Genomic DNA, 22,830 nt, shown 5'->3' with positions numbered 1-22,830 from the left:
TCTCCCTAGTATTTAAGATCTGGCTTTTTCGTTACATCATCGCCATCAAAAAATTGTTTAGAAATTTTCGTGATGGTCCCGTCATCAAGCATTTCCTGAATCGTTTTATTAATATGTTTCTTTAATTCTGTATTATCTTTTTTCATAATCATTCCGACACCTTCATCACGCGTATTAAATTTAAGATCAGGATGAATCGTAATATTTAATTTCGGAAATGCAGCAAGTGCAAGCTTTTGTAAATAGTAGTCATTAATAATGATATCTGTACGTCCAGAAGAAACATCACGTAAATATTGTTCATTTGTAGCATTATCATATGTGACTTCTTTTGCACCGTATTTACGAGCAATTTTCATATAAGTTGTTGTTGCTTCACCAGCAGCCGTTTTTCCTTTAATATCTTCGACTGTTTTTATTCCAGATAAATCATCTTTTCTCACAATAGCTGTTGCAAAAGAAAACTTATACGGTGTTGAAAAAGAAAATTTCTCTTTTCGTTCATCTGTAATAGCGATATCGTTTGCAGCGACATCGACTTTTCCACTATTAATAGAAGTGAGCATTCCGTCAAAGGCCATTTCGACAAAGTCCACTTTAAGTCCCATTCTTTTGGCCATTTCACGAACTACTTCAACCTCAAAGCCCGTTAATTTATCTGTTTTGGATTCATGGAAAGAAGCAGGATAAAGGGTCCCTGCAGTGGCAACAGTTATTTTTCCGTCTTTTTTTATTTTATCCCATGCGGTTTCTTTCTTTTCCTTGGAACTATCTGAATTCCCGCATGCGGCTGTTACAAAGGCTAAAGCCATTACTAATAAAACCATAATTCTGTGTTTAAAACGATGTGATTTCCGCATTATGTAACCCCCATATTTAACTTTAATCAGTAAAAACATAGCACTGAAGTGGGGATTATGCAAAGGAATTTTGCATAGAGAAAATTAGGCGGAATTTTCGATTAATAGAAAAGTGCTTAAAAAAGTTTTTATTATTCAATTGAATTTTTACAACAATTATGTATAATGGTCTAGGAAGTAAACTTGAAGTTTAGTATTAATAAACTTTATTTATTAGTAGTTTACTAATAGTAAACAGACTTGAGGTTATACGATGCAAATCGGAAAAAAGATCAAAAACTTACGATTGAAAAAAGGGCTAACTCAGGAAGAACTTGGCGAGAGAACAGATTTGAGCAAAGGATATATCTCGCAAATTGAACGTGATTTAAGTTCTCCTTCCATAGAAACGTTTTTTGATATTTTAGAAGTTCTAGGATGTGCACCGAAGGATTTCTTTGATGAGCAAGAACTAGAACAGAAGGTTGTTTACGGTGATGAAGATCAAACGGAATACGTCGATGAAGAACGTGGATATCAGATTCAATGGCTCGTTCCAGAATCAAATGAAAAAGAAATGGAACCGATTATACTGACTCTTGAAGAGAAGGGTGAATTCAAGGAATTTGAACCATCTTTATCAGAGACTTTTGCCTATGTATTAACTGGAAAAATCAGCGTCCGCTTAGGAAGGCGGGTTTATTCAGCTAGAGCGGGGGAAGTCATTTATTATCACGCTGCTGAAAGACATCAAATTACGAATGATTATCCTGGTACATCACAAATACTTCTCGTTGCAACGGAATCATACTTATAAATTTAAAAGGGGGAAGCCACTATGACAGATAATACAATCATTCGTTTTGAAGGTGTAACAAAACAATACGATGATGACCCTGCTGTCTTAGATAGTGTTAGTTTTGAAATTGAAAGAGGGAAATTTTATACATTACTTGGTCCATCGGGGTGCGGAAAGACGACAATATTACGACTTATTGCTGGTTTTACTGAGGCGAGTCAAGGGGAAATTTACTTCAATGGGAAAATGATTAATCATGTTCCGGCAAATGAACGACAAGTAAATACGGTTTTCCAAGATTATGCACTCTTTCCTCATTTAAACGTATTTGAAAATGTCGCATTTGGACTGCGAATCAAAAAGATGAAAAATGCTCAGATTCAACAAAAAGTGAAAGAAGCATTAAAATTTGTCAATTTAGAAGGCTATGAAACACGTGAAATAAAAGAGATGTCGGGTGGACAACGGCAGCGGGTCGCAATTGCTAGGGCCATTGTCAATGAACCGGAAGTGATTCTTCTAGATGAACCACTATCGGCACTTGATTTAAAGCTTCGTACGGAAATGCAGTATGAGCTTCGTGAATTACAGCGTCGACTTGGAATTACCTTTATCTTTGTTACTCATGACCAAGAAGAAGCACTCGCGATGTCAGATGAAATTTTTGTCTTAAATAAAGGAAAAATTCAACAAAGCGGGACGCCAACGGATATTTACGATGAGCCAATCAATCGGTTTGTGGCGGATTTTATCGGGGAGTCCAATATCGTTCCTGGTAAAATGATTCAAGACTTTAAAGTAGAGTTTGTAGGAAAGCAATTTGAATGTGTGGACCGCGGATTTAATCCAAATGAGTCGGTTGAAATAGTTATCCGTCCTGAGGATTTAGAAATTACGAAAAAAGATCAGGGCAAACTGAAAGTACGTGTGGATTCGCAATTATTTCGTGGAGTTCATTATGAGATTTGCTGTTATGATGAGGCGGGTAATGAGTGGTTAGTTCATTCGACGAAAAAAGCTGTTGTAGGTGATGAGATAGGTCTATATTTTGATCCAGAAGCGATTCATGTCATGAGATTTGGTGAGACAGAAGAGGAATTTGATAAACGATTAGAAGCATATAATGAGGACGGCCATGCAAACTAAATCCCGCAATATCTATCTTATTCCTTATGTATTATGGATCATTCTTTTTATCGTCGCACCTATTCTACTCATTCTTTATTATTCTTTCTTTAATATCGATGGGGATTTCTCTTTTGAGAATTACAAAAACTTTTTTACACACGTTTATTTAAAGATGACACTTAGCTCGTTTTGGTATGCATTTTTGATTACCGCGATTTCGCTTATAATTGCCTACCCAACGGCCTATTTATTAACAAAAACAAAGCATAAACAACTATGGTTATTATTAATTATTTTACCAACATGGATCAATTTATTGCTGAAAGCCTATGCTTTTATCGGGATATTCGGAACGTATGGAGCAGCTAATTCATTTTTAGAATGGATTGGGATTGGGACAAAACAAATTTTGTTCACTGACTTTAGTTTCTTATTTGTCGCTGTGTATATTTTTATTCCGTTTATGATTATGCCGATATTCAATTCGCTGGAAGAGTTGAATCCAACACTTATTGATGCTTCAAGAGATTTAGGCGCGTCTGCGTGGACGACCTTTAAACGAGTGATTTTTCCATTAACGATTGATGGTGTAAAATCTGGATGCCAAGTTGTCTTTATTCCGGCATTGTCCTTATTTATGATTACCCGTTTAATTGCTGGAAATCGAGTCATCACACTAGGTACGGCGATTGAACAACATTTTCTTGTAACCCAAGATTGGGGAATGGGTTCAACGATTGCTGTCTTTTTAATCATAGCGATGGCATTATTCATGATCGTAACAGGTAATAGAAAGTGAGGGGATACGAATGAAACGAAAGGGAAAGATTTTTAATATTTATTTAGTTATTATTTTTATCATTCTTTATGCCCCGATCTTCTATTTAATGTTTTACTCCTTTAATAGTGGAGGAGCGATGCATGATTTTGAAGGCTTTACACTTGAGTGGTACAAGGAAGTATTTCACGATACCCGTCTATTAATTATTGTATTAAACACAGTTGTTATTGCCCTTTTATCGGCGGCACTTTCAACAATTCTCGGCGTAATTGGCGCTCTTGCCATTTATTTTGTAAAAAGAAGACGAACAAAAAATACATTACTTACACTAAATAATGTATTGATTGTTAGTCCGGATGTCATTATCGGTGCTTCATTTTTAATATTATTTACGATTATTGGGATTAAACTTGGTTTCATTTCGGTTCTACTCTCACATATCGCCTTCAGTGTACCGATTGTTGTATTAATGGTCATTCCGAAGCTGCAAGAAATGAGTCCTACTCTGCTTGATGCGGCACGTGATTTGGGGGCTAGCCGTTGGAACGTCCTTACAAAGGTTGTTCTTCCATTTATCACACCCGGAATTTTTGCCGGTTTCTTTATGGCATTGACTTATTCTTTAGATGATTTTGCGGTGACCTTTTTCGTAACAGGGAACGGATTCTCCACGTTGTCTGTAGAAATTTATTCACGCGCAAGACAAGGAATCTCATTATCTATTAATGCTTTGTCTACACTTATTTTCTTGTTCACGATCATTCTTGTTATCGGTTATTACTTTATTAATCAACGTAATAACCGTCCGAACGGAATGGGGGTAAGAAAATGAAACAGCTAGTTCGTGTGTTTGTAACGATTTTTATCGTGTCATTTGCGATTCTCTTTTTCATTAATCGATTGAATTCGTCCCAAGGATTATCCGGTGGGAATACATTAACTGTTTATAACTGGGGAGATTATATCGAGCCGAAACTGATTAAAAAATTTGAGAAGGAAACAGGGATTAAAGTTATCTATCAAACATTTGATTCAAATGAAGCGATGATGACAAAAATTGAACAGGGTGGCACGACATTTGATGTGGTAGTACCATCTGAGTATGCGATTGAAAAAATGAAGGAAGAAAAGTTGCTTATTCCAATTGATCATTCCAAGTTGCCGAATTTAAAATATATTAATCCTCGTTTTCTAGATTTACCTTTTGATGAAAAAAATAAATATTCGATTCCTTATTTTTGGGGAACAGTTGGAATCGTTTATAATCCATCGTTATTGAATGGGAAAAAGATTACGAGTTGGAATGATTTATGGGACAAAGATTTGCGCAATTCCATTTTACTTGCTGACGGTGCGCGTGAGGTAATGGGAATGGGGTTAAATAGTCTTCATTATTCATTAAATGATACAAACGAAGCACATCTTCAAGAAGCAAAAAGAAAGCTAGATAAACTTACACCAAATGTAAAGGCGATTGTTGGTGATGAAATTAAATTGCTTCTTGCTAATGAGGAAGCGGCAGTTGGTGTCGTTTGGTCCGGTGATGCGTCAGAGATTATCGATGAAAATGAAAAGTTGGACTATGTCGTTCCAAAGGAAGGTTCCAACCTATGGTTTGATAATATGGTCATTCCAAAAACGGCGAAGAATATCGATGGCGCGCATAAGTTTATTAATTTCATGCTTGATCCAAAAAATGCAGCGGCCAATGCTGACTATGTCGGCTACTCCACACCGAATGAAAAAGCATTAAGCTATTTAGATAAAGAAGTATCTGGTGATAAGCGATTCTACCCGGATTTAGACAAGGCGGAAGGTCTTGAAGTGTATGAGAATCTCGGAAAAAGAATGCTTGCACATTACAATGAGCTGTTCTTAGAATTTAAGATGCATCGGAAATAATGATTAGAAAAACCGATTTTTAGCACGTGCTAAAAATCGGTTTTTCTTTTATCATGTAATCAATATATAAATTGAAGAAGGGAATTATCCTATGAAATTGGATCGTTTGTTGGCAATTACGATGATCTTGATCAATCAAAGAAGAGTACAGGCACAGGAGCTTGCGGACATGTTTGATGTTTCAGTGAGGACAATTTACAGAGATATTGATTCATTAAATCTGGCAGGTATTCCGATTGTTACGTATCAAGGTCAAAACGGCGGAATTGGTTTAATTGATGGTTTTCGAATGGATAAGAATGTCTTGACTCGTGATGAGTTAGGAGCAATTACGATTGCCTTAAAGAGTCTATCCACATCCTATCAAGATGCGCATGCATCAGCTGTACTAGAAAAATTAAAAGCGTTATCAAATGAACAGCAGACGCTTGAATCAATATTTATTGATTTTAGTCCTTGGGGAGGTAACCCCGTTTTAAAGGAAAAGGTCACGATGCTGAAAAAGGCAATCGAATCTCATCTTTGTATGCAGTTCTTTTATTCAAACAGTTCAGGTAAAGAATCGAATCGTGAAGTTGAACCGCATACGATTGTACTAAAGGGCCAATCCTGGTATTTATATGCCTTTTGCCTGCAAAAGGAGCAATTTCGTTTATTTAAGATTGCAAGAATGAAGGAATTAAATGTTCTAAAGAAAAAATTTGTAAGGAAAGAGATTCAAATTGACGATTCTCCATGGGATAAAGAATGGTATCATCCGGAACGGACCACAGAATTAACCCTTTCATTCAATTCTAGTGATCTTGCACTAATGGAAGAAATGTTTGGAGTAGAAAATGTCATCAAAGGCGAAAAAGATCAACTTCTTGTAACGATAGATATGCCTGAAGACGAGGGCATGTACCGATTTTTATTTAGTCTTATGGATCGAATCGAAGTAATGAAACCAGAGCATGTGAGACGGAAATTAAAGAATTTACTTCAAAAGATGAATGATCTATACAAGGAAAAAGGATAAACACAGAGGATTATCCTTTTTCTGACACCTTTAATACATGTGTATCTTCCTCATAAGAGCCTTCAATTTTTCCAATTCCATCAATCTCAATATGATTGTTTAAGATAGTAGGTTCCTTTTCTAAAATGAGATGAAGATGATTAATTGTTTGAATCTTTTCGGTAAACCTCGTAAGGACAGGTTGTGTAATATAGTAGTCTTTCCCAGTTATTTTTAACTTGATAAAATTTTGATGCAGTAAATGATTATTGGAGGATACAATATTCATTGGGTCAAAAGCAGTAACCGTCATATTTCCTTCTATAAAAAGATGGAAGCCTATAGTATTAATAAAGGATTCAATGACCTTTTCTTTTTCACCTTTTACATAATTATAAATAATCATTGATTTTTCATTAGGTGAAAGCTCCAATGGATAGGGAGGTTGAATGACAATATACTCCTTAAAAAATTCATATAAGGTCTTCGTCGATTGGGTAAACGCCTCTTTCCATTCCTCGGTAAGCTGATCAAGTAAAAGGCAAAGAAACATACCGGAGCCATAACAACTTACACGAATTTGTAAATTTGATCTATATTCATCCAAAAATTTCGAACTATATGTTTTCAATATTTCATCAAATGGAAGAATACTAGCTTTTTGTAATGCTTTTGATTCTACATACCATGCAGGACCTTCCACACTTTCTATAAGAAATTCGTACTGAGCATATTCTCCAATTATTTCTTTTCTTTTTTCCCTCATAAAAATAAATGTATTCAATAATTGATTTCTAGCTTCTGCGTTTGACTCTAATAAAGCTTGATAGAGTAATCTTCTTTCCTTATTTCTTAACTCAATATTTTCTAGAAGTATAGGATACTGAACACCGAGCAATTCGTTTGGAAATCTCGACTCGTTATATAAGTATTGATATCCATGAAACAATTCATGAACGATTAGTGAATAGATCGTTTCACTATCGTTGTAACGATCAATGTTAACAATTGCGGTAGGAAAATCTTCATATAATATTAGCGAGTCAGCACTAAACAGTTCATTCCATGGAAAAATATTATCAGACGGATAGTTCGGGTGGTTATAAAGATAGACGGTTTCACTATTATACAGACAATAGGCAACGGATTTAAAATTCGGCCAGTAATATTCTAAATTAATATTTTTCATCATATCTCTTACTTTTACTTCGTGCATACAATCCCTCCTAAAAGTTACTATTCACTTTATAAATAAAAATTTCCTTCAAAGTCGTAAAATAAAAAATCAAACATGACAGATAGATGTCATGTTCGGTTTTTTATAATAAGGAAAAAAGGAGGTAAGGGAAATGAATCAAGTTTTTTGCCAAAGCTGTGGAATGCCAATTACTGAGGATTCTATTTTTGGGACTGAAATCAATGGTCATAAGAGTGTTGATTATTGTATTTATTGCTATGAAGGAGGTGCGTTTAAACAACCGAATTTAACCGTGGCGGAAATGATTGAAATTTGTGTTCCATACATGGTGGAGGATGGTATGGAAAAAGAAGAGGCGTTATCTATTCTACAAAAAACGATGCCATTTTTAAAACGCTGGAGAGATGAAGAAGAACTGATGCAGCCAATATTCAAAACATTAGACGGATTTACTTTTACTGGAATAAGCACACGCACAAACAATGCAAATGAGTCTAAGCCAAATGGAAAAATTCCAATGATGTGGAGCAAATATTATGGCCAGGGAGTTGCTGCTAAAATTCCAAATCAATTGGATTCAAAAGAAACGGTTGCACTATACTCGGACTACGAGAGCGATGTTACAGGGGATTATGATTTTTCGATTGGAGCAATGGTCAAACATGGAGAAAAAATTCCTGATGGGCTGGTGGTGAAAACAGTCCCAGCTTCTCACTATGCTGTGTTTACTACTAAGGTAGGGAAAATTACAGATATCGTCCAGATGGCGTGGTTGGATATTTGGAAGTGGTTTGAAACAACAGGGGTGAGGCGTACGTATAGTGGCGACTTTGAACTTTATGATGAGCGTTGTTCGGACCCGGGCCATTCACAAGTTGACATATATATTGCTATACAACGATGAAATTTTAAGTGGCCGATCCAACGAAATTCAGAGGCAATCCTAGAAGGGGCATACGGGCACTTGGTGAGAAATAACATTTATCAAATGCCCGAAAGACTCCGATTCGGGAAGATGAGCATGGAGCATTGGTCACGAAATTCTCTAAAGGGAGGGTTGCTGGAAGATGAGAGAAAGGTCTTGCCACAAAGTGCCCGAAAGAGTCGGATGCGGGAACTTGAACAAGACCCATCAATCGCGAAGTGCCCGAAAGAGCCGTATGCGGGAATTTGAACAAGACCCATCAATCGCGAAGTGCCCGAAAGAGTCGGATGCGAGAACTTGAACAAGAACCATCAATCTCAAAGTGCCCGAAAGCGCCACATGCAGGAACTTGAGCAAGAACCATCAATCCCGAAATACCCAAAAGGCCGGATTAAAGCAATTGAACATCAAAATTCTGTTACAAGTGTTTACAAACCAAATAATGATGGGGCATCCCATACACTTTGGCTAAGTGTATGCAATCTTGTTTGAAAATTTCCTCTCTATATCCATCCTTTATTTTGTGCGATGCTTATTGCTTCCATACGATTTTTTGCATCTAGTTTTTGAATAATTTCAGAAACATAGTTTCTTACGGTCCCTGATGAAAGAAATAGGATGGCTGTTATTTCTTTCGTTGTTTTACCTGAAGCTACGAGTCTTAAAATTTCTTGTTCACGAGGGGTCAAAGGATTTTCTTCCCTAATAATATCAAACATTAATTCTTGACTAAACACACGTTTGCCGGACATGACTTTGTGTATCGCATCAGATAAATCTTCGATCGAACCGTCTTTTAATAAGTATCCATCTACCCCGATTTTCACCGCGCGTTCGAAATATCCAGGTCGTGCAAAGGTAGTAAGAATAATAATTTTGGATGCAATATTTAACTTTTTGAGGGCTGAAGCGACATCTAATCCATTTTTTACAGGCATTTCAATATCCATTAGACAAACATCGGGATCGAGCTTGAGTATTGAAGCAAGTGCTTCCTCTCCATTTGTTGCTTGACCAACAACTTCCATATCCTCCTCAAGATTTAGTAATGATCCAAGTGCCCCAAGCAACATCCGTTGATCCTCTGCGATAAAAATACGTATCATATTGCGGCACCTTCTTTCTTTATTTTTTGAATGATAGGTATTTTCATTTCTAAATGTGTGCCTTTTTGAGTTGAAAGTGTGAGTACGCCATCAATAAGTGAGAGTCGTTCCTCCATCCCTTTCAAACCATTCCCGTCTAATCCTTTATTTTTCAAGCCGATACCATCATCTTTTACGACGAGATGTAGGCTTTCAGTAGAAGTTAAAATAGTAATAGAACAGTTTTTTGCTTTACTATGTTTTACAACATTTGTAACCGCTTCACGTAAGCACATGCTGAGAATATTTTGTGAAAGGGGAGGAATATCAGACACGTCATTTATCCCTTGGTGATGATAAGCAACTCCTGCCGCTTCCAAAATTTCTTGAACATGTATGAGTTCTTCTGCAATAGTAATGGCCCGCATATTCGAAACGAGTTCACGAACTTGCTTTAAGGCAGATCTTGATGTTCTTTCAATTTCCTTCGCCTCGATCTGTGCTCTTTCCGGGTCGATTTTGGTTAATCTTTCAACGAGCTGACTTTTTAACGTAATGAGAGAAAGTGTATGACCAAGAGTATCATGTAAATCCCGTGCAATCCGTGTCCGTTCCTCTCTTTTTACTAACTCTTTAATTGTTTCATTGGCTAGATCTAGTTGCTTTTCAAGTTCCATTCGTTGATTCATTGAACGAATCCCAAAGGGTGTTAAAATCATGATGGCTAAAAATGGCAAAAAGTGTAGAGAGCTAGATGAAACAAAGAGGCCATGATAAAAGGCTGGGACTAGCTCAAATAAAGCAAAGCAAATTAACATGGTATTGAACTTTTTCTTATCACAATACCAGCCGATAAAATTAGCGGGAAAGAAGCCCATAAACAATAAATTCGGATCATAGAATAGGCTAAAGCAAAAAACGATTCCCATTTGTAAAACTAGCCAATAGGTAAAGACAAACACTTTTCTGGATGTGGCGTATAATTGGCGGTAAGTAATTAGAAATAGGCATAATAATGCAAAACCAATGATTTTCTTTATACCTGACGAATTAACCAAATAGGGAACAGGAAGAGCTAAATACGCTAAAAATATATAGGGAAAAAATCCATAACGTTTAGGGAACACGTGAAATTTCTTATTTTTAAGAAAGCCGATCACTCATCATCACACCGCTTCTTGTTTACGTCTTATATATTTTGATAGTAGCATGAAAATTATTAAATAACAGAGTAAAATAATAATATTTTTCCAATTTGGTAAATTACCTCGAACGATTTCCCATGCGCCATTCCCAAAATTGTAGGATGGAAGCCATTTTCCGATGGATTGCATGATTTTCGGCATGACTTCTATAGGCATCCACATCCCGCCTGAAATTGCTAAGATCATATATAGGACATTACTCACACCTGCAGCTGTTTCTACTTTTCGCATCGCACCGATAATTGTACCTAGTGCAAGAAACGGAATGGAACCAATTAATATCCAAAGTCCACTCAGTAACCATTCAGAGGCTGATAAGGCAACCCCATTAATAAGTGCACCGGCTACGAAGATAACGATGATTGAAAGAACATGAATCACCGTTTGACCAATCATTTGACCCAAAAAGTAGATTGAATCGGGCAGCGGAGTCAATCTCATAAAAGTTGACCAGCCGTGGGCTCTTTCTTGAACGATACGAATACCGAGAGTCATGATGGAGGAACCCATGACGCTAAATGTGGTCATCGACATTAAATAGTGGGCATGCCATGCACTTTGATCACCAGCACCTGTATTAACGACTTTTGTAAAAATAAAATAGAAAACGATCGGCATGAGAAGGGACCAGAACACGAAATAAGGATTTCGTAATACTCGTAAGATTTCAGCTTTACATTGTAACCGGATTAATTTCAATTAAATAACCTCCTTATGTTCAGTAGTCAATTGCTCAAATGCTTCTTCCAATTTTCCACGTTCAATCTGAATATTATAGGCATCAATATTTTCTTTAAAAAGTAGAGCCAATACGGCATCTGTATCCTCTGTTTGTAGGAAGACTCTGTCATTTTTTTCGAAAATATTTGTAATAATTGAATGCCTATAAAGTTTAGTAAAAGATTCGGAGTTTGTCTGAAACGATACAAATTGCTTAGTTAAACTTGCTTTTATTTCTGAAGGTGTTCCATCCGCAATAACGCTCCCTTTATTAAATAAAATAATTCTTTGTGCCACATCATCTGCTTCTTGAAGGTAATGTGTGGTAAAAATAATCGTTTTCCCACTATCAGCTAAAAGTTGTACCGTTTTCCAAAATCGATTGCGGGAAGTAATATCCATTCCCACTGTCGGTTCATCTAGGATGACTAACTCAGGATTTCCCGCAAGAGCTAACGCAAAGCTAAGTCTTCGTTTTTGCCCACCGGATAGTTTTTCAGCAAGAGTTTTTAAATCGTTGTCGGTTAAACCTGTAAAGGATATTAATTCTTCCATGGACAAAGGGTTTGGATAGTATTGTCGGATTAATTCCAGTAATTCTCGCACCTTTAAACCATTCATCACACTTACCTCTTGTAGCATGATTCCGAGCTGTTCACGTACCTTTATTTCATTCGGATGCTGATTGAATAACCGGACTTCGCCAGCTGTCGGTTTTAATAATCCTAGCATCATTGAGATAGTCGTAGTTTTTCCTGCACCATTTGGTCCAAGAATCGCTACAACCTCACCCCTATTTATTGAAAAAGAAACATCCTTAACCGCATGTTTATGATGAAAAGACTTTGACACATTTTTAACGCTCACAATTTCATTCATTATTCGCGACACCTCCATAACTTATAATCTTAGTTTATTAAGATTGGCGAGTGAGTAGTAGTAGAGGATGTCATGATCGTAAGATGACAATTGTCATATTGAAAAAGGAATGGGCAGGTAACATCTAGAATTAAATCGCACAAAAAAGACCACTTGAAATTCCCAAGTGGTCAACCATTCGCTTCATTTCTCGAACTTTTCACCTTCAAAAGGACCAATATTCCGATGAGTGTCATGATAATAAGTGATCCCATAGCTAGACGGCTAGCTATATTTCCGTAACTTGCAAAGGCCCAAGTAATCGATCCATATAATAGAGGACCGATAATAGAAGAGACTTTTCCGGAAAAGGCAAATAATCCGAAGAATTGTCCTCGTTTATTTTCGGGACTTAGCTCAACTATATACGTTCTTGATGTCACCCACATGGCGCCGAGGCTAATCCCGAACATACTTCCTGCAATCCAGAACATTGATTTAGCAGTTGCAATGCTGCCGACAAGCAAGGCAAGACACATTAAGAGGCCAACATATAATACCGCCTGCTTTGCACCTTTTGCTTTAGTGATATATCCAAAGATAAAAGAACCGATTATACTGGAAACCGTTGAAACTAAGTAAAGCAAAATAAATTCCCCGGTCGTAAAGCCGACCACTGCCTTCGTATAAATAGCCATCATGGCAATAGCGGTTGCGATCGCATCATTTAGGAAAAAATATGAAATCATGAACGTAAAAACAGCCCGATATTTTTTCATTTCTTTAAAGGTTGCTAAGATATCCTTATATCCAGATAAAAAACTCCCCGCCACCCTTGTTTGAACTTTTCTTTTCTCCTTAGTAAAAAAGAAAAAGGGAAGGGCGAAAATCAAGAACAAAATTCCGGTAGCTAGAAAAGCAATATAGTATTTATTATCCCCGACAAGTGGGTATACACATAATCCAAGTAATGTTCCAACATATCCAACAGCTACACCAAATCCGGAGATTAAAGGTATATATGATTTATGAGCTAAATCGGAAATCATCGTATCATAAAAAACAAGACTGGAGTGGTAAAAGAATTTAGCAATAACAAATGAAATGATGACGAGAACAAGCGAAATAGGAAGGTTAAACCATTTTCCGGGTACTTGGAAATATGCGAAAATTCCCATGGAGAGAGTGCCTAAAACTGTAATTAATGTAAACCAGAAAATCCAAATTTTCTTTTTTCCTGTCCGGTCAATCGTTGTTCCAAAAAGCGGTGAAAAGATGACTAAGAAGAAGCTGGCCACGGCATTGGCATACGAAATAAATGTGCTGGCAATTTGATTTGTGACGGGATTTCCGCCAACTGTATGTTCTAAAAATAAAGGAAAGAAAATCGTATTGATGTTAGAGGAAAAAATCGTATTCGCAAAGTCATATAAGGCCCATGACAGAATGGGTAGTGAAAAAAATAGCTTCCAAGCTGAAAAACCTTGTTCCTTATGATTACCTAATTGTTTAACAGAATTACTGGACATTCGCTCACCTACTTTCTTTAATAATGTTTTCATTCCATGTATATAAGAAAATCTCCTTTTTCTTTACATAAATTTTACAAAAATAAAAACAAGACTAAATTTAGTCTTGTTTCTCTTCTTGAGAATAGTAAGGATTCAAATGAATAAGTACTTCCTGAATATTATCATATTTACTCATTAGTGAATGTTTGATTTCATGGGAAAGATCGTGGCCTTCTTTTATCGTTTTATCATGATCAATGGAGATTCTTAAATCAACGAGTATGTAATGCCCATGATCTCTCGCACGAATTTTATCTATCCTCCTTACGTCATGAAACTCTGAAATGATGGAGACAAAATCTTGAAGTGTTTCAACATCAATATTACGTTCAAGAAGAATGTTAAATGCTTCGCTGAGCATTTCTTTAGAAATTTTAAATATTAAAATGGCAACAAAAATACTAGCTACTTTATCTCCGTATAATAAAATGTCAAGTCCGAGTTTATCTCCGAGAATCGATAATATTACTCCGGCCGCTGCTGCAAAAGAAGCGACAATATCTGCTTTATGATCTAAAGCAATGGCTTCAATCGCTTTACTATTATTTGCTTTAGCAACTTTCATGGAAGATCGATATAAAAAATCCTTGAAAATAAAGGAAAAAATTGCAACCCACATAGCTAACATATTCGGTGTTTCAATAGGGTGGAAGAAACCGGCAATGCCTTCGTAAACGATATAAATAGCAACTAAAAATAATAAGATACCAACAATTCCTGAAACGATTACTTCTGCCTTTCCGTGGCCATAGGGGTGCTCTTTATCGGCCGGTTTATTGGCAATTTTTATGACTAATAAGACGATAACGGAGGCAAAAACATCCGCTGCAGAGTGAATCCCGTCAGCGAATACTGCATCACTGTGAGCAAACCATCCGATAACCATCTTTCCAATCGTTAATAAAATATTACTCCAAACACTGATCCAAGCAATTTTTTTCGCAATCGACTCTCTTGTCCCCAATATGTATCACTCCAATCGAAGAAAGTCTAAAACACCCTTGTAATCATAACAAACCTAGTATTGGTGGGTCTAGAGCAAGATAGTTGTTCCCATCAATCGTTTTAAAGTTTAACTAAAAATGTTTCCTCTATGAAAAATATAAGAACTAAATTAGTATTCACGTTTTTTCCAGAAATTATAAAAAACAGGTTAGTTTATACTAACCTGTTTTAAACGAATTGTTTATTTAGCCGCATCCTGTACTTGTTGAATAAATTCTTCATAGCTTTTTCCGGTAAATTCCTTACCATTAATAAATAGGGTTGGCGTTGAATTAATCCCTAACTCAGTCACATAGGATTTGTCTTTGTTTATAGCATCTTTGTACACCTTATTATTAAAGGCTTCTTCAACTTTTTTAACGTCTTTGTCACTTGAAATCTCCGCTAATGTCTTTTTAAGGAAGTCTAGTTTAAAGTAATCCACTTTTTCGTACTTCTCATCTTTTGGTTGTTTGCTGTAAAGAAGATGATGGAACTTCCAAAATGTTTCATTGCCTAGTACTTTGTAGACCGTTTCTGCAAACTCCGCGGAGCGATGGGAATCCGTATTAATAAAAGGAAAGTTCATAAAGTAAAATTTAGCTTTTCCTGTATCAACAAATTCCTTTTGAATAACCGGGTAAACACTTTCATTAAATTGTTTACATACCGGACATTTATAGTCACCGAATTCAACAATTTCGACGGGAGCTTTTTCATCACCTTCGAAAGGTTGGTTGCTGTAATCAAAATTAAATGCTTCGCTTTTTTCAGGTTTGTCCGAAGATTTACTTAAAAATATAATTAATGCAAGCAAAGCAACTGCAATGATGACTACAATCCAAAAAAATGAACTACTGGATTTGTTCGTATTTGTTTTCGACATATTTGCACACCTTTATAAAATATTGGTTTTGTAATTAGAGATAGTTTTACATAAGATGAATAAGGACGTCAAGAAAATACCTATTATGTCACTATTTTGTAAAATATAAAAAAGGTGCCCGAAGACACCTTTTTATTACGCTTCTTTAGCAGCTTCGATTTCAATCGCCACTTTTATTTCATCACCAACTAAAACACCGCCAGTTTCTAGAGCCGCATTCCATGTTAAGCCATAGTCACTACGTTTTAGTTTTCCTGTTGCACTGAAACCTACTTTTTCTGCACCGCTCATCGGATCTTTAGCTAGGCCTTCAAATGTAACAGAGAATGTTTCTGAACGTGTAACTCCATGAAGAGTAACATCACCGGTTACTTTATATTCATCATCATCCGTTTTTGTAATGTTTGTTGATTTAAATGTCATTGTTGGATAGTTTTCAACATCAAAGAAATCTGCTGAACGCAAATGGTTATCACGATCGCTATTGCGAGTATCAATACTTGCTACATCGATGTTGAAGTCAATAGTTGCTGTTGTTAAATCAGTTGGATCGGCTTCAACACTTGCGTTGAATTGTTGGAAAGCGCCTTTCACTTTAGATACCATCATATGTTTTACAGAAAAATCAATACTACTATGTGCTGTATCAACTGTCCATTTAGAAATTGTCATTTTTCATTCCTCCATTTATTTAATAACTTAATGTAAGTTGCTATATAAAATATACTTAATGATTTAAATTAATTATATTTTTTTCTATGGTATTTGTCAATTCATTTTTATATAAAAATGAAATTAAATTACTTTTTTATAGTTAGTTAAGTGAAGGGACTCTAATTAAATTCACCGTCCATTGACTTCTTCCCTTCCTTTATGTAATATAATCATAAAAAAACATAGACGACGTTGAAGGATCTATAGTAGCTAAAAATTGTCTTCTAAAGCGAATCAGGGATGGTGTAAGCCTGATAAGATGTTTTAGTGAAACGGCAATCTGGAGTCGTGTCTTGAAAGTGGATGTGCTTGTTTTGTACATCAACTGGGGTGGAACCGCGTGAGTACAGCTCTCGTCCCCAGGCAATCATTGCCTGAGGATGGGAGCTTTTTGATTTTTATAATAAAGGAGAGAATCGACTATGTCAGTAAATATGGAACAAATCGTTTCACATGCGAAGCATCGCGGATTTGTATTTCCAGGTTCAGAAATATATGGAGGACTTGCAAACACATGGGATTATGGTCCTCTTGGAACAGAATTGAAAAACAATATTAAAAAGGCTTGGATGAAAAAGTTTGTTCAGGAATCCCCATATAATGTCGGTCTTGACTCTGCTATTTTAATGAACCCAAGAACATGGGAAGCATCAGGTCATATTGGAAACTTCAACGACCCAATGATTGATTGTAAAAAGTGTAAAGCAAGACACCGTGCAGATAAATTAATCGAAAACGCAGCAGAAGAAAAAGGTGAAGAAATTATCGTAGACGGCCTCCCATTTGAAAAAATGGAAGAACTAATGAAAGAATATGACATTGCTTGTCCTGAATGTGGCAGCAAGGACTTCACTGGAATTCGTCAATTTAACTTAATGTTTAAAACTTTCCAAGGCGTAACTGAAACAAGTACGAATGAAATTTTCCTTCGTCCTGAAACAGCACAAGGTATTTTCGTAAACTTTAAAAATGTTCAACGTACGATGCGTAAAAAGCTACCGTTTGGTATTGCCCAAATTGGTAAAAGCTTCCGTAATGAAATTACACCAGGTAACTTTACATTCCGAACACGTGAATTTGAACAAATGGAGCTCGAATTCTTCTGTAAACCTGGCGAAGAATTAAAGTGGTTTGATTATTGGAAAGAGTTTGCGAAGAAATGGTTGCTTTCATTAGGAATAAAAGAAGAAAATCTTCGTCTTCGTGATCACTCTGAAGATGAGCTATCACACTATAGTAATGCAACGACTGATTTTGAATATAAATTCCCATTTGGCTGGGGAGAATTATGGGGTATTGCATCTAGAACAGATTATGACTTAAAACAACATATGCAATTCTCAGGTGAGGATTTCACTTATTTAGATCAAGAGACTAATGAAAGATTTGTACCTTATTGTATTGAACCATCACTTGGAGCTGATCGGGTGACACTTGCTTATTTAATCGATTCTTACGAAGAAGAAGCATTAGAAGATGGTACATCAAGAACAGTGATGCATTTACATCCGGCTCTTGCACCATACAAAGCAGCTATCTTGCCATTATCGAAAAAGCTATCTGATGAAGCGCGCGAAATTTTTGCTGATCTTGCAAAACAATTCATGGTAGATTTCGATGAGACAGGCTCAATCGGTAAACGTTATCGTCGTCAAGATGAAATTGGTACACCGTTCTGTATCACCTATGATTTTGACTCGAAGGAAGACCATATGGTAACCGTTCGTGATCGCGATACAATGGAACAAACACGATTGCCAATTTCGGAATTAAAAAGCTTCTTAGAAGAAAAAATTCAATTTTAATAAAAAAGAAGGGCCCCAACTGATGAAATTTTGGAGCCCTCTTTTTAATTTACTTTTCAAGTTTTTTCCTATTAGGAACGGAAGGAGGTTCTTCCAACCATTTTCGTTCTACCGCTAGCTTAAATCCTTTTTTCAAATATAATAAAATTTCTCCAATTAGCTTGCTATATTCTCCTGATAAATCGGTTCGTAATGAACCGGATAATGCATGGCCAATTAAAGTAATATCAATAGCATTTAATACATTAAACAAATTCATAATTAGCTTATTTGAAAAAGGGGAAATCTTAGAATCGGTCACTTCCATGTTAACCGATACAATTCCGAGAAGATCTTCAGCCTTTAATAATTCATTAAAATAATCGATTTGTTTTAATGAGATATCCTTGCCTTTTTTAATATAGTTTTTAATTTCTTTATCCTTAACTACCTGTAATAGCCCTGTACATAGCACTATTGAAAAGTAATTTCGTTCAATATTGTAGAAAATTTCCGTTAGTTCATTTACGTTTAACGGTCTGTCTTTATACAGTAACCCGCTTATGTATGATGAAGTTTCAATATAATTTACTTCTGTCGGGTATGGAATATTCGGCGGTCTGTCATAAAGCCCTTTCGACAACAATAAAGCTGTTGAATCCCCGTACAGTTTAGAGGCCCCCTGGAGGGAATCAGTAAAGAATGCAATCATGTCTTTTCTTGATAAATTCACAAGTGCAAACGAATAAAAAATCATATCCATTCTCGCCAAATTATATAAAAAGCTTAAAGCGAAAGGATCGTAGAAAAGGGGTGGAGCGGTTAAGTCAATATCCTTATCGGTAAACCCGTTTGGAACAGGTAGTTTTTCTTGAGAAAAGATAGAGTTGAGTCTCTTTATCCGTAAATTAGTGGAATCTAATGTATTTTGAAGCATATCTTTCATCTCTTGGTCTTTTATATGATGCAGAAAATAAATAAGAAGACAGCGAGTCATTGTACTGTTCATGTAGGTAGACCAAAGGCTACCGATTTCGGCGCTAGTTAATCGTATATGTTTTTCCGCCATTAGGTCATCACTCCTTTTTCTTATATTTTGATGTCATATCTATTTTTATACTTGAAATAAGAAAGACCGTCTAAAGACGGTCTGATTTAATTAATATATTTTTCAGTACTGAAATCACACTGTTCAAGTGGAACGATTCTCGTTTTTTTAATAAATTTGTAGCTCAACCATACAACAATAAATAGTGGTAATCCAATATACGATACTAAAACACTTGTCCAATCAATTTTATCTCCTAAAAAGGCAGAATAGTTTTGACCAAGGATGACAAACGCGCAGAGAACGAAGGCGAAAATAGGACCAAATGGGAACAACTTAGCACGATAAGGTAAATCATTTAAGTCCTTTCCTTGAGCTACATATGCTTTTCGGAATCGATAATGGCTGATGGCAATGCCGAGCCATGCAATAAAACCGGACATCCCTGAAGCATTCAGTAACCAAACATAGACGACTCCATCACCGAAGAAGGAGGCTAAGAACGCTAACGTTCCAACTAAAGCTGTGACAATTAATGCATTCACAGGTACACCATTCTTATTTAATTTTGCTAAAAACTTCGGTGCTTTTCCGTCACGAGCTAAATCCCAAAGCATCCGGGTCGATGCATACATTCCTGAATTTCCGGCCGATAATACAGCTGTTAAAATAATGGCATTCATGACAGAAGCCGCAAAGGCAATTCCCGCTTTATCAAAAATAATTGTAAATGGACTCATTGCGACATCATCGGTTGCTAAGTTCTTATCTGTATACGGAATAAGTAAACCAATGACTAAAATGGCTAACACATAAAACAATAGGATACGCCAGAATACTTGACGAACGGCTTTTGGAATATTTTTTTCAGGATCGTCACTTTCTCCGGCTGCAACGCCAAGAAGCTCAGTCCCTTGGAAGGAAAATCCCGCAGCCATAAATATCCCAAGCGTAGACATAAATCCACCATGGAATGGTGCATCACCAATCGTAAAGTTTTTAAAACCAACTGGTTCGCCGCCCATAATTCCAAATATCATCAAAAATCCTGTAATAATAAATACGATGACCGTAATGACTTTAATAAGGGAAAACCAAAATTCGGCTTCTCCAAAACCTTTAACAGATAGATAATTTAATAGAAACATAATTACTAAACAAATACTGCTCCAAATAAGTGATGGTGTATGAGGAAACCAAAACTTCATGATAATCGTGACAGCAGATAATTCTGCAGCAATTGTGATCGCCCAGTTATACCAGTAGTTCCAGCCAAGAGCAAATCCAAGTGATGGATCGACAAATCTTGAAGCATACGTACTAAACGTTCCGGAAACAGGCATAAAGGCAGCCATCTCTGCAAGGCTAGTCATTAAAAAGTAAACCATAATACCAATTAATAAGTAGGATACAATAACTCCACCAGGACCAGCTGTGTGAATGGCACCGCCGCTGGCCAAAAATAGACCGGTCCCAATTGTACCGCCAAGGGAGATCATTGATAAATGTCGGGATTTTAATTTGCGTTTAAGCTGTTGTGTGCTGTTTTCTATTGATGTTTGCATGTGGTTGTTACACTCCCTTAAAAAATATTGGAAGGAGTGGGGAAAATAAAAATGCCGTCAAAAAAGGTTTGACGACATTGTAACACCCCGCATCATACCTTCCGAAGATAGCTCAACACGTTTAGTTGGAATCAATAAACGTGACAGTTCTGTTCCTATTTGGAGACAGCCCCAGCCGATAAATCCAAAAGAGAAGTATCAGCTTCGGCAGCTATTCCTTTCAAGCGGAGTCATCGAAATCTTTTGTTTCTCGTCCGTCCTACTCTTAATAGCCGCGACCTCTACCCCATCGGTTTGATGAGGATTTTTAATTATTAAGTTATACAATTTACTATTATAAAATAATTTTACGATTTTGCAATAGAGAAATTTGGTAATCGCTTATTTCTTAAATTTATACGGAAGTGTAGCAACGACAATATCTTTTCTCCATAAAAGTCTCGCGCGAATTAATAATGCTGATTGATTGTGTAAAATATTGTGCCATCTTTTTTTCGGTATAAATTGAGGAACAAGGACTGTAACCATATAATGATTTTTAATAGCTTTAGCCTGAACAGTTTCTAAAAACTTATTTAATGGATAGATGATGCTTCGATAGGATGAATATAATGTCACTAATCGAACCCCATTGTTTAGCTCTTCCCATTTTTTCTCCATTTTCTTCTCATCTTCTTTATCAAAAGCAACATAAACGGCAATTACTTGATCTGTCAACGATTTTGCATAATTAATGGATCGTTCAACAACAGTTGTGACTCCAGCGATAGGAACAATAAACACGTTTCCTTCAATATCTTGGGCAATTGGTTGGGATACACGTAATTGCTCACCAACTGCTTCATAATGACGTTTAATTTTATGAAAGATGAAGACAACAATTGGTAAGAAAATCACGACAGCCCACACATGATGAAACTTTGTTACAAAAAGAATCGTTAATACGAGAAATGAAATTAGCGCACCGACTAAATTCGTAATTAACTTAATCACCCATCCCTCAGGCTTTTGTCTTATCCATTTCAAGATCATTCCTGTTTGGGAAAGTGTAAAAGGAATGAATACACCTACCGCATATAAAGGAATTAAATGCTCTGTTTTCCCTTTAAAAGCAATAATAAGAATAATCGAAGCAATACTTAAGAAAATGATCCCGTTTGAATAACCTAAACGATCTCCTCTTATTGAGAACATGCGGGGCATGTATTTATCTCTTGCTAAACTATAAGCTAACATCGGAAATGCTGAAAATCCTGTATTCGCTGCGAGAACTAAAATTAAGGCAGTTGTCCCTTGGACGAAATAATAAAGGAAATTACGCCCAAATGTTTGTGCAGCAATTTGTGAAACGACCGTCTCGTTTCCTTTTGGAGCAATTCCAAACCAATAGGCTAAAAATGTTATCCCTGTAAAAAGAATTTCTTAGCTTTTTACTATTTTTTCTATTCAAAACAACATGGAGAAAGCAATGTTCACCATACGTCCATTTTTTGTTGCTTGAAAATTAAAGTATTTAGGATTAAAATAGCCCTAGAACTTATTGTGATTGTAATTATGAATGATTAATTACATTTAGGAGATGAAATAATGGGTAACTTAGGATTCGGAGAAATTCTGTTAATTGTTGTTGTTGCTCTGTTAATTTTCGGACCATCTAAATTGCCAAAGCTAGGAAAAGCTGCTGGTGAAACATTAAGAGAATTTAAAAAGGGTATGAGAGGAATTATGGAAGACGATCCAAGCGAAAAGAAATAATTCCGGCGATCATTTCTTCATACTCCATTCGTTAACCACAGGGAAACTACCTGTGGTTTTTTGCTTTTTTTATTTATAGTGAAATA

22 protein-coding genes, 1 pseudogene and 1 riboswitch are annotated in these 22,830 nt (G+C 36.1%); of the genes and pseudogenes, 10 read left to right on the top strand and 13 right to left on the bottom strand.

Annotation, left to right across the window (positions count from 1 at the left end):
• Positions 1-5 precede the first annotated feature (5 nt).
• Positions 6-860, bottom strand: coding sequence for a transporter substrate-binding domain-containing protein (locus MKY81_RS03125; RefSeq protein ID WP_108072343.1), 855 nt, complete (start codon positions 858-860; stop codon positions 6-8).
• A gap of 253 nt (positions 861-1,113) precedes the next feature.
• On the opposite strand from MKY81_RS03125, the gene MKY81_RS03120 reads away from it, so the two are divergent.
• The 6 genes from MKY81_RS03120 (at position 1,114) to MKY81_RS03095 (ending at position 6,467) form a co-directional block, all read left to right on the top strand.
• Positions 1,114-1,656 (top strand): helix-turn-helix domain-containing protein, encoded by a 543-nt coding sequence (locus tag MKY81_RS03120; RefSeq protein ID WP_108072342.1) that lies wholly within the window; start codon positions 1,114-1,116, stop codon positions 1,654-1,656.
• Positions 1,657-1,677: 21 nt separating this feature from the next.
• Positions 1,678-2,784 (top strand): ABC transporter ATP-binding protein, encoded by a 1,107-nt coding sequence (locus MKY81_RS03115; protein WP_107921186.1) that lies wholly within the window; start codon positions 1,678-1,680, stop codon positions 2,782-2,784.
• On the top strand, positions 2,774-3,565 hold the full coding sequence (locus MKY81_RS03110; RefSeq protein ID WP_108072341.1) for an ABC transporter permease: 792 nt from the start codon (positions 2,774-2,776) through the stop codon (positions 3,563-3,565). Before MKY81_RS03115 ends, MKY81_RS03110 begins: the two co-directional genes overlap by 11 nt.
• A gap of 10 nt (positions 3,566-3,575) precedes the next feature.
• Positions 3,576-4,379 carry an ABC transporter permease gene (locus MKY81_RS03105; protein WP_108072339.1) on the top strand — a complete coding sequence of 268 codons (804 nt, stop codon included), beginning with the start codon at positions 3,576-3,578 and terminating at the stop codon, positions 4,377-4,379.
• Positions 4,376-5,449 (top strand): ABC transporter substrate-binding protein, encoded by a 1,074-nt coding sequence (locus MKY81_RS03100; RefSeq protein ID WP_108072338.1) that lies wholly within the window; start codon positions 4,376-4,378, stop codon positions 5,447-5,449. Before MKY81_RS03105 ends, MKY81_RS03100 begins: the two co-directional genes overlap by 4 nt.
• Before the next feature lie 91 nt (positions 5,450-5,540).
• Positions 5,541-6,467, top strand: a complete 927-nt coding sequence (locus MKY81_RS03095) for a helix-turn-helix transcriptional regulator (protein ID WP_341116697.1) — start codon at positions 5,541-5,543, stop codon at positions 6,465-6,467.
• A gap of 10 nt (positions 6,468-6,477) precedes the next feature.
• On the opposite strand, the gene MKY81_RS03090 is transcribed toward MKY81_RS03095, so the two are convergent.
• Positions 6,478-7,662, bottom strand: coding sequence for a hypothetical protein (locus MKY81_RS03090; protein ID WP_341116696.1), 1,185 nt, complete (start codon positions 7,660-7,662; stop codon positions 6,478-6,480).
• A 133-nt stretch (positions 7,663-7,795) separates the two neighbouring features.
• On the opposite strand from MKY81_RS03090, the gene MKY81_RS03085 reads away from it, so the two are divergent.
• Both MKY81_RS03085 and MKY81_RS03080 read left to right on the top strand, forming a co-directional pair.
• Positions 7,796-8,548, top strand: coding sequence for an effector binding domain-containing protein (locus MKY81_RS03085; protein WP_341116695.1), 753 nt, complete (start codon positions 7,796-7,798; stop codon positions 8,546-8,548).
• A gap of 318 nt (positions 8,549-8,866) precedes the next feature.
• Positions 8,867-9,061 (top strand): hypothetical protein, encoded by a 195-nt coding sequence (locus MKY81_RS03080; protein ID WP_108072331.1) that lies wholly within the window; start codon positions 8,867-8,869, stop codon positions 9,059-9,061.
• An 11-nt stretch (positions 9,062-9,072) separates the two neighbouring features.
• On the opposite strand, the gene MKY81_RS03075 is transcribed toward MKY81_RS03080, so the two are convergent.
• The 8 genes from MKY81_RS03075 to MKY81_RS03040 form a co-directional block, all read right to left on the bottom strand.
• Positions 9,073-9,675, bottom strand: coding sequence for a response regulator transcription factor (locus MKY81_RS03075; protein ID WP_108072329.1), 603 nt, complete (start codon positions 9,673-9,675; stop codon positions 9,073-9,075).
• Complete coding sequence (locus MKY81_RS03070) at positions 9,672-10,814, bottom strand: sensor histidine kinase (RefSeq protein ID WP_341116693.1); 1,143 nt, start codon at positions 10,812-10,814, stop codon at positions 9,672-9,674. Before MKY81_RS03070 ends, MKY81_RS03075 begins: the two co-directional genes overlap by 4 nt.
• 6 nt (positions 10,815-10,820) lie before the next feature.
• A complete protein-coding gene (locus tag MKY81_RS03065) occupies positions 10,821-11,558 on the bottom strand; it encodes an ABC transporter permease (protein ID WP_341116692.1) in 738 nt (245 codons plus the stop codon).
• Positions 11,559-12,458 carry an ABC transporter ATP-binding protein gene (locus tag MKY81_RS03060; RefSeq protein WP_328018931.1) on the bottom strand — a complete coding sequence of 300 codons (900 nt, stop codon included), beginning with the start codon at positions 12,456-12,458 and terminating at the stop codon, positions 11,559-11,561.
• 170 nt (positions 12,459-12,628) lie between these two features.
• Complete coding sequence (locus tag MKY81_RS03055) at positions 12,629-13,966, bottom strand: MFS transporter (RefSeq protein WP_341118731.1); 1,338 nt, start codon at positions 13,964-13,966, stop codon at positions 12,629-12,631.
• 100 nt (positions 13,967-14,066) lie between these two features.
• The gene (locus tag MKY81_RS03050) at positions 14,067-14,975 is read right to left on the bottom strand and encodes a cation diffusion facilitator family transporter (RefSeq protein ID WP_181294670.1); all 909 of its coding nucleotides are present in this window, start codon (positions 14,973-14,975) and stop codon (positions 14,067-14,069) included.
• 219 nt (positions 14,976-15,194) lie between these two features.
• Positions 15,195-15,878, bottom strand: a complete 684-nt coding sequence (locus MKY81_RS03045) for a DsbA family protein (RefSeq protein WP_325948838.1) — start codon at positions 15,876-15,878, stop codon at positions 15,195-15,197.
• Between the two features lie 135 nt (positions 15,879-16,013).
• The gene (locus tag MKY81_RS03040; protein WP_341116688.1) at positions 16,014-16,550 is read right to left on the bottom strand and encodes a YceI family protein; all 537 of its coding nucleotides are present in this window, start codon (positions 16,548-16,550) and stop codon (positions 16,014-16,016) included.
• Positions 16,551-17,014: 464 nt separating this feature from the next.
• Between MKY81_RS03040 and MKY81_RS03035 the strand changes: the two genes are divergently transcribed.
• The gene (locus tag MKY81_RS03035) at positions 17,015-18,397 is read left to right on the top strand and encodes a glycine--tRNA ligase (RefSeq protein WP_066225884.1); all 1,383 of its coding nucleotides are present in this window, start codon (positions 17,015-17,017) and stop codon (positions 18,395-18,397) included.
• Between the two features lie 49 nt (positions 18,398-18,446).
• On the opposite strand, the gene MKY81_RS03030 is transcribed toward MKY81_RS03035, so the two are convergent.
• The 3 genes and pseudogenes from MKY81_RS03030 to MKY81_RS03020 form a co-directional block, all read right to left on the bottom strand.
• Positions 18,447-19,445 carry a DUF3231 family protein gene (locus MKY81_RS03030; protein ID WP_066225886.1) on the bottom strand — a complete coding sequence of 333 codons (999 nt, stop codon included), beginning with the start codon at positions 19,443-19,445 and terminating at the stop codon, positions 18,447-18,449.
• 86 nt (positions 19,446-19,531) lie between these two features.
• Positions 19,532-20,989 (bottom strand): amino acid permease, encoded by a 1,458-nt coding sequence (locus MKY81_RS03025; protein ID WP_341116684.1) that lies wholly within the window; start codon positions 20,987-20,989, stop codon positions 19,532-19,534.
• A gap of 100 nt (positions 20,990-21,089) precedes the next feature.
• Positions 21,090-21,281: riboswitch (Lysine riboswitch) on the bottom strand.
• Between the two features lie 89 nt (positions 21,282-21,370).
• Positions 21,371-22,408, bottom strand: a pseudogene (locus MKY81_RS03020) (amino acid permease); the annotation flags it as partial.
• Between the two features lie 168 nt (positions 22,409-22,576).
• Between MKY81_RS03020 and MKY81_RS03015 the strand changes: the two are divergent.
• Positions 22,577-22,744 carry a twin-arginine translocase TatA/TatE family subunit gene (locus MKY81_RS03015; RefSeq protein WP_181294311.1) on the top strand — a complete coding sequence of 56 codons (168 nt, stop codon included), beginning with the start codon at positions 22,577-22,579 and terminating at the stop codon, positions 22,742-22,744.
• Positions 22,745-22,830: the final 86 nt, after the last annotated feature.

It is taken from the genome of Heyndrickxia sp. FSL W8-0423 (assembly GCF_038009395.1).
In the GTDB taxonomy this organism is placed as follows: Bacteria; Bacillota; Bacilli; order Bacillales; family Bacillaceae_C; genus Heyndrickxia; species Heyndrickxia sporothermodurans.
This window is presented reverse-complemented; position numbering and strand designations above follow the sequence as displayed.

Bases quoted from the DNA above. Each gene is read 5' to 3' on its own strand.
- MKY81_RS03030 (WP_066225886.1), bottom strand. From the start codon at position 19,445: ATGGCGGAAAAACATATACGATTAACTAGCGCCGAAATCGGTAGCCTT.
- MKY81_RS03085 (WP_341116695.1), top strand. From the start codon at position 7,796: ATGAATCAAGTTTTTTGCCAAAGCTGTGGAATGCCAATTACTGAGGAT.
- MKY81_RS03120 (WP_108072342.1), top strand. From the start codon at position 1,114: ATGCAAATCGGAAAAAAGATCAAAAACTTACGATTGAAAAAAGGGCTA.
- MKY81_RS03040 (WP_341116688.1), bottom strand. From the start codon at position 16,550: ATGACAATTTCTAAATGGACAGTTGATACAGCACATAGTAGTATTGAT.
- MKY81_RS03045 (WP_325948838.1), bottom strand. From the start codon at position 15,878: ATGTCGAAAACAAATACGAACAAATCCAGTAGTTCATTTTTTTGGATT.
- MKY81_RS03060 (WP_328018931.1), bottom strand. From the start codon at position 12,458: ATGAATGAAATTGTGAGCGTTAAAAATGTGTCAAAGTCTTTTCATCAT.
- MKY81_RS03100 (WP_108072338.1), top strand. From the start codon at position 4,376: ATGAAACAGCTAGTTCGTGTGTTTGTAACGATTTTTATCGTGTCATTT.
- MKY81_RS03125 (WP_108072343.1), bottom strand. From the start codon at position 860: ATGCGGAAATCACATCGTTTTAAACACAGAATTATGGTTTTATTAGTA.
- MKY81_RS03115 (WP_107921186.1), top strand. From the start codon at position 1,678: ATGACAGATAATACAATCATTCGTTTTGAAGGTGTAACAAAACAATAC.
- MKY81_RS03035 (WP_066225884.1), top strand. From the start codon at position 17,015: ATGTCAGTAAATATGGAACAAATCGTTTCACATGCGAAGCATCGCGGA.
- MKY81_RS03095 (WP_341116697.1), top strand. From the start codon at position 5,541: ATGAAATTGGATCGTTTGTTGGCAATTACGATGATCTTGATCAATCAA.
- MKY81_RS03015 (WP_181294311.1), top strand. From the start codon at position 22,577: ATGGGTAACTTAGGATTCGGAGAAATTCTGTTAATTGTTGTTGTTGCT.
- MKY81_RS03090 (WP_341116696.1), bottom strand. From the start codon at position 7,662: ATGCACGAAGTAAAAGTAAGAGATATGATGAAAAATATTAATTTAGAA.
- MKY81_RS03055 (WP_341118731.1), bottom strand. From the start codon at position 13,966: ATGTCCAGTAATTCTGTTAAACAATTAGGTAATCATAAGGAACAAGGT.
- MKY81_RS03075 (WP_108072329.1), bottom strand. From the start codon at position 9,675: ATGATACGTATTTTTATCGCAGAGGATCAACGGATGTTGCTTGGGGCA.
- MKY81_RS03025 (WP_341116684.1), bottom strand. From the start codon at position 20,989: ATGCAAACATCAATAGAAAACAGCACACAACAGCTTAAACGCAAATTA.
- MKY81_RS03105 (WP_108072339.1), top strand. From the start codon at position 3,576: ATGAAACGAAAGGGAAAGATTTTTAATATTTATTTAGTTATTATTTTT.
- MKY81_RS03110 (WP_108072341.1), top strand. From the start codon at position 2,774: ATGCAAACTAAATCCCGCAATATCTATCTTATTCCTTATGTATTATGG.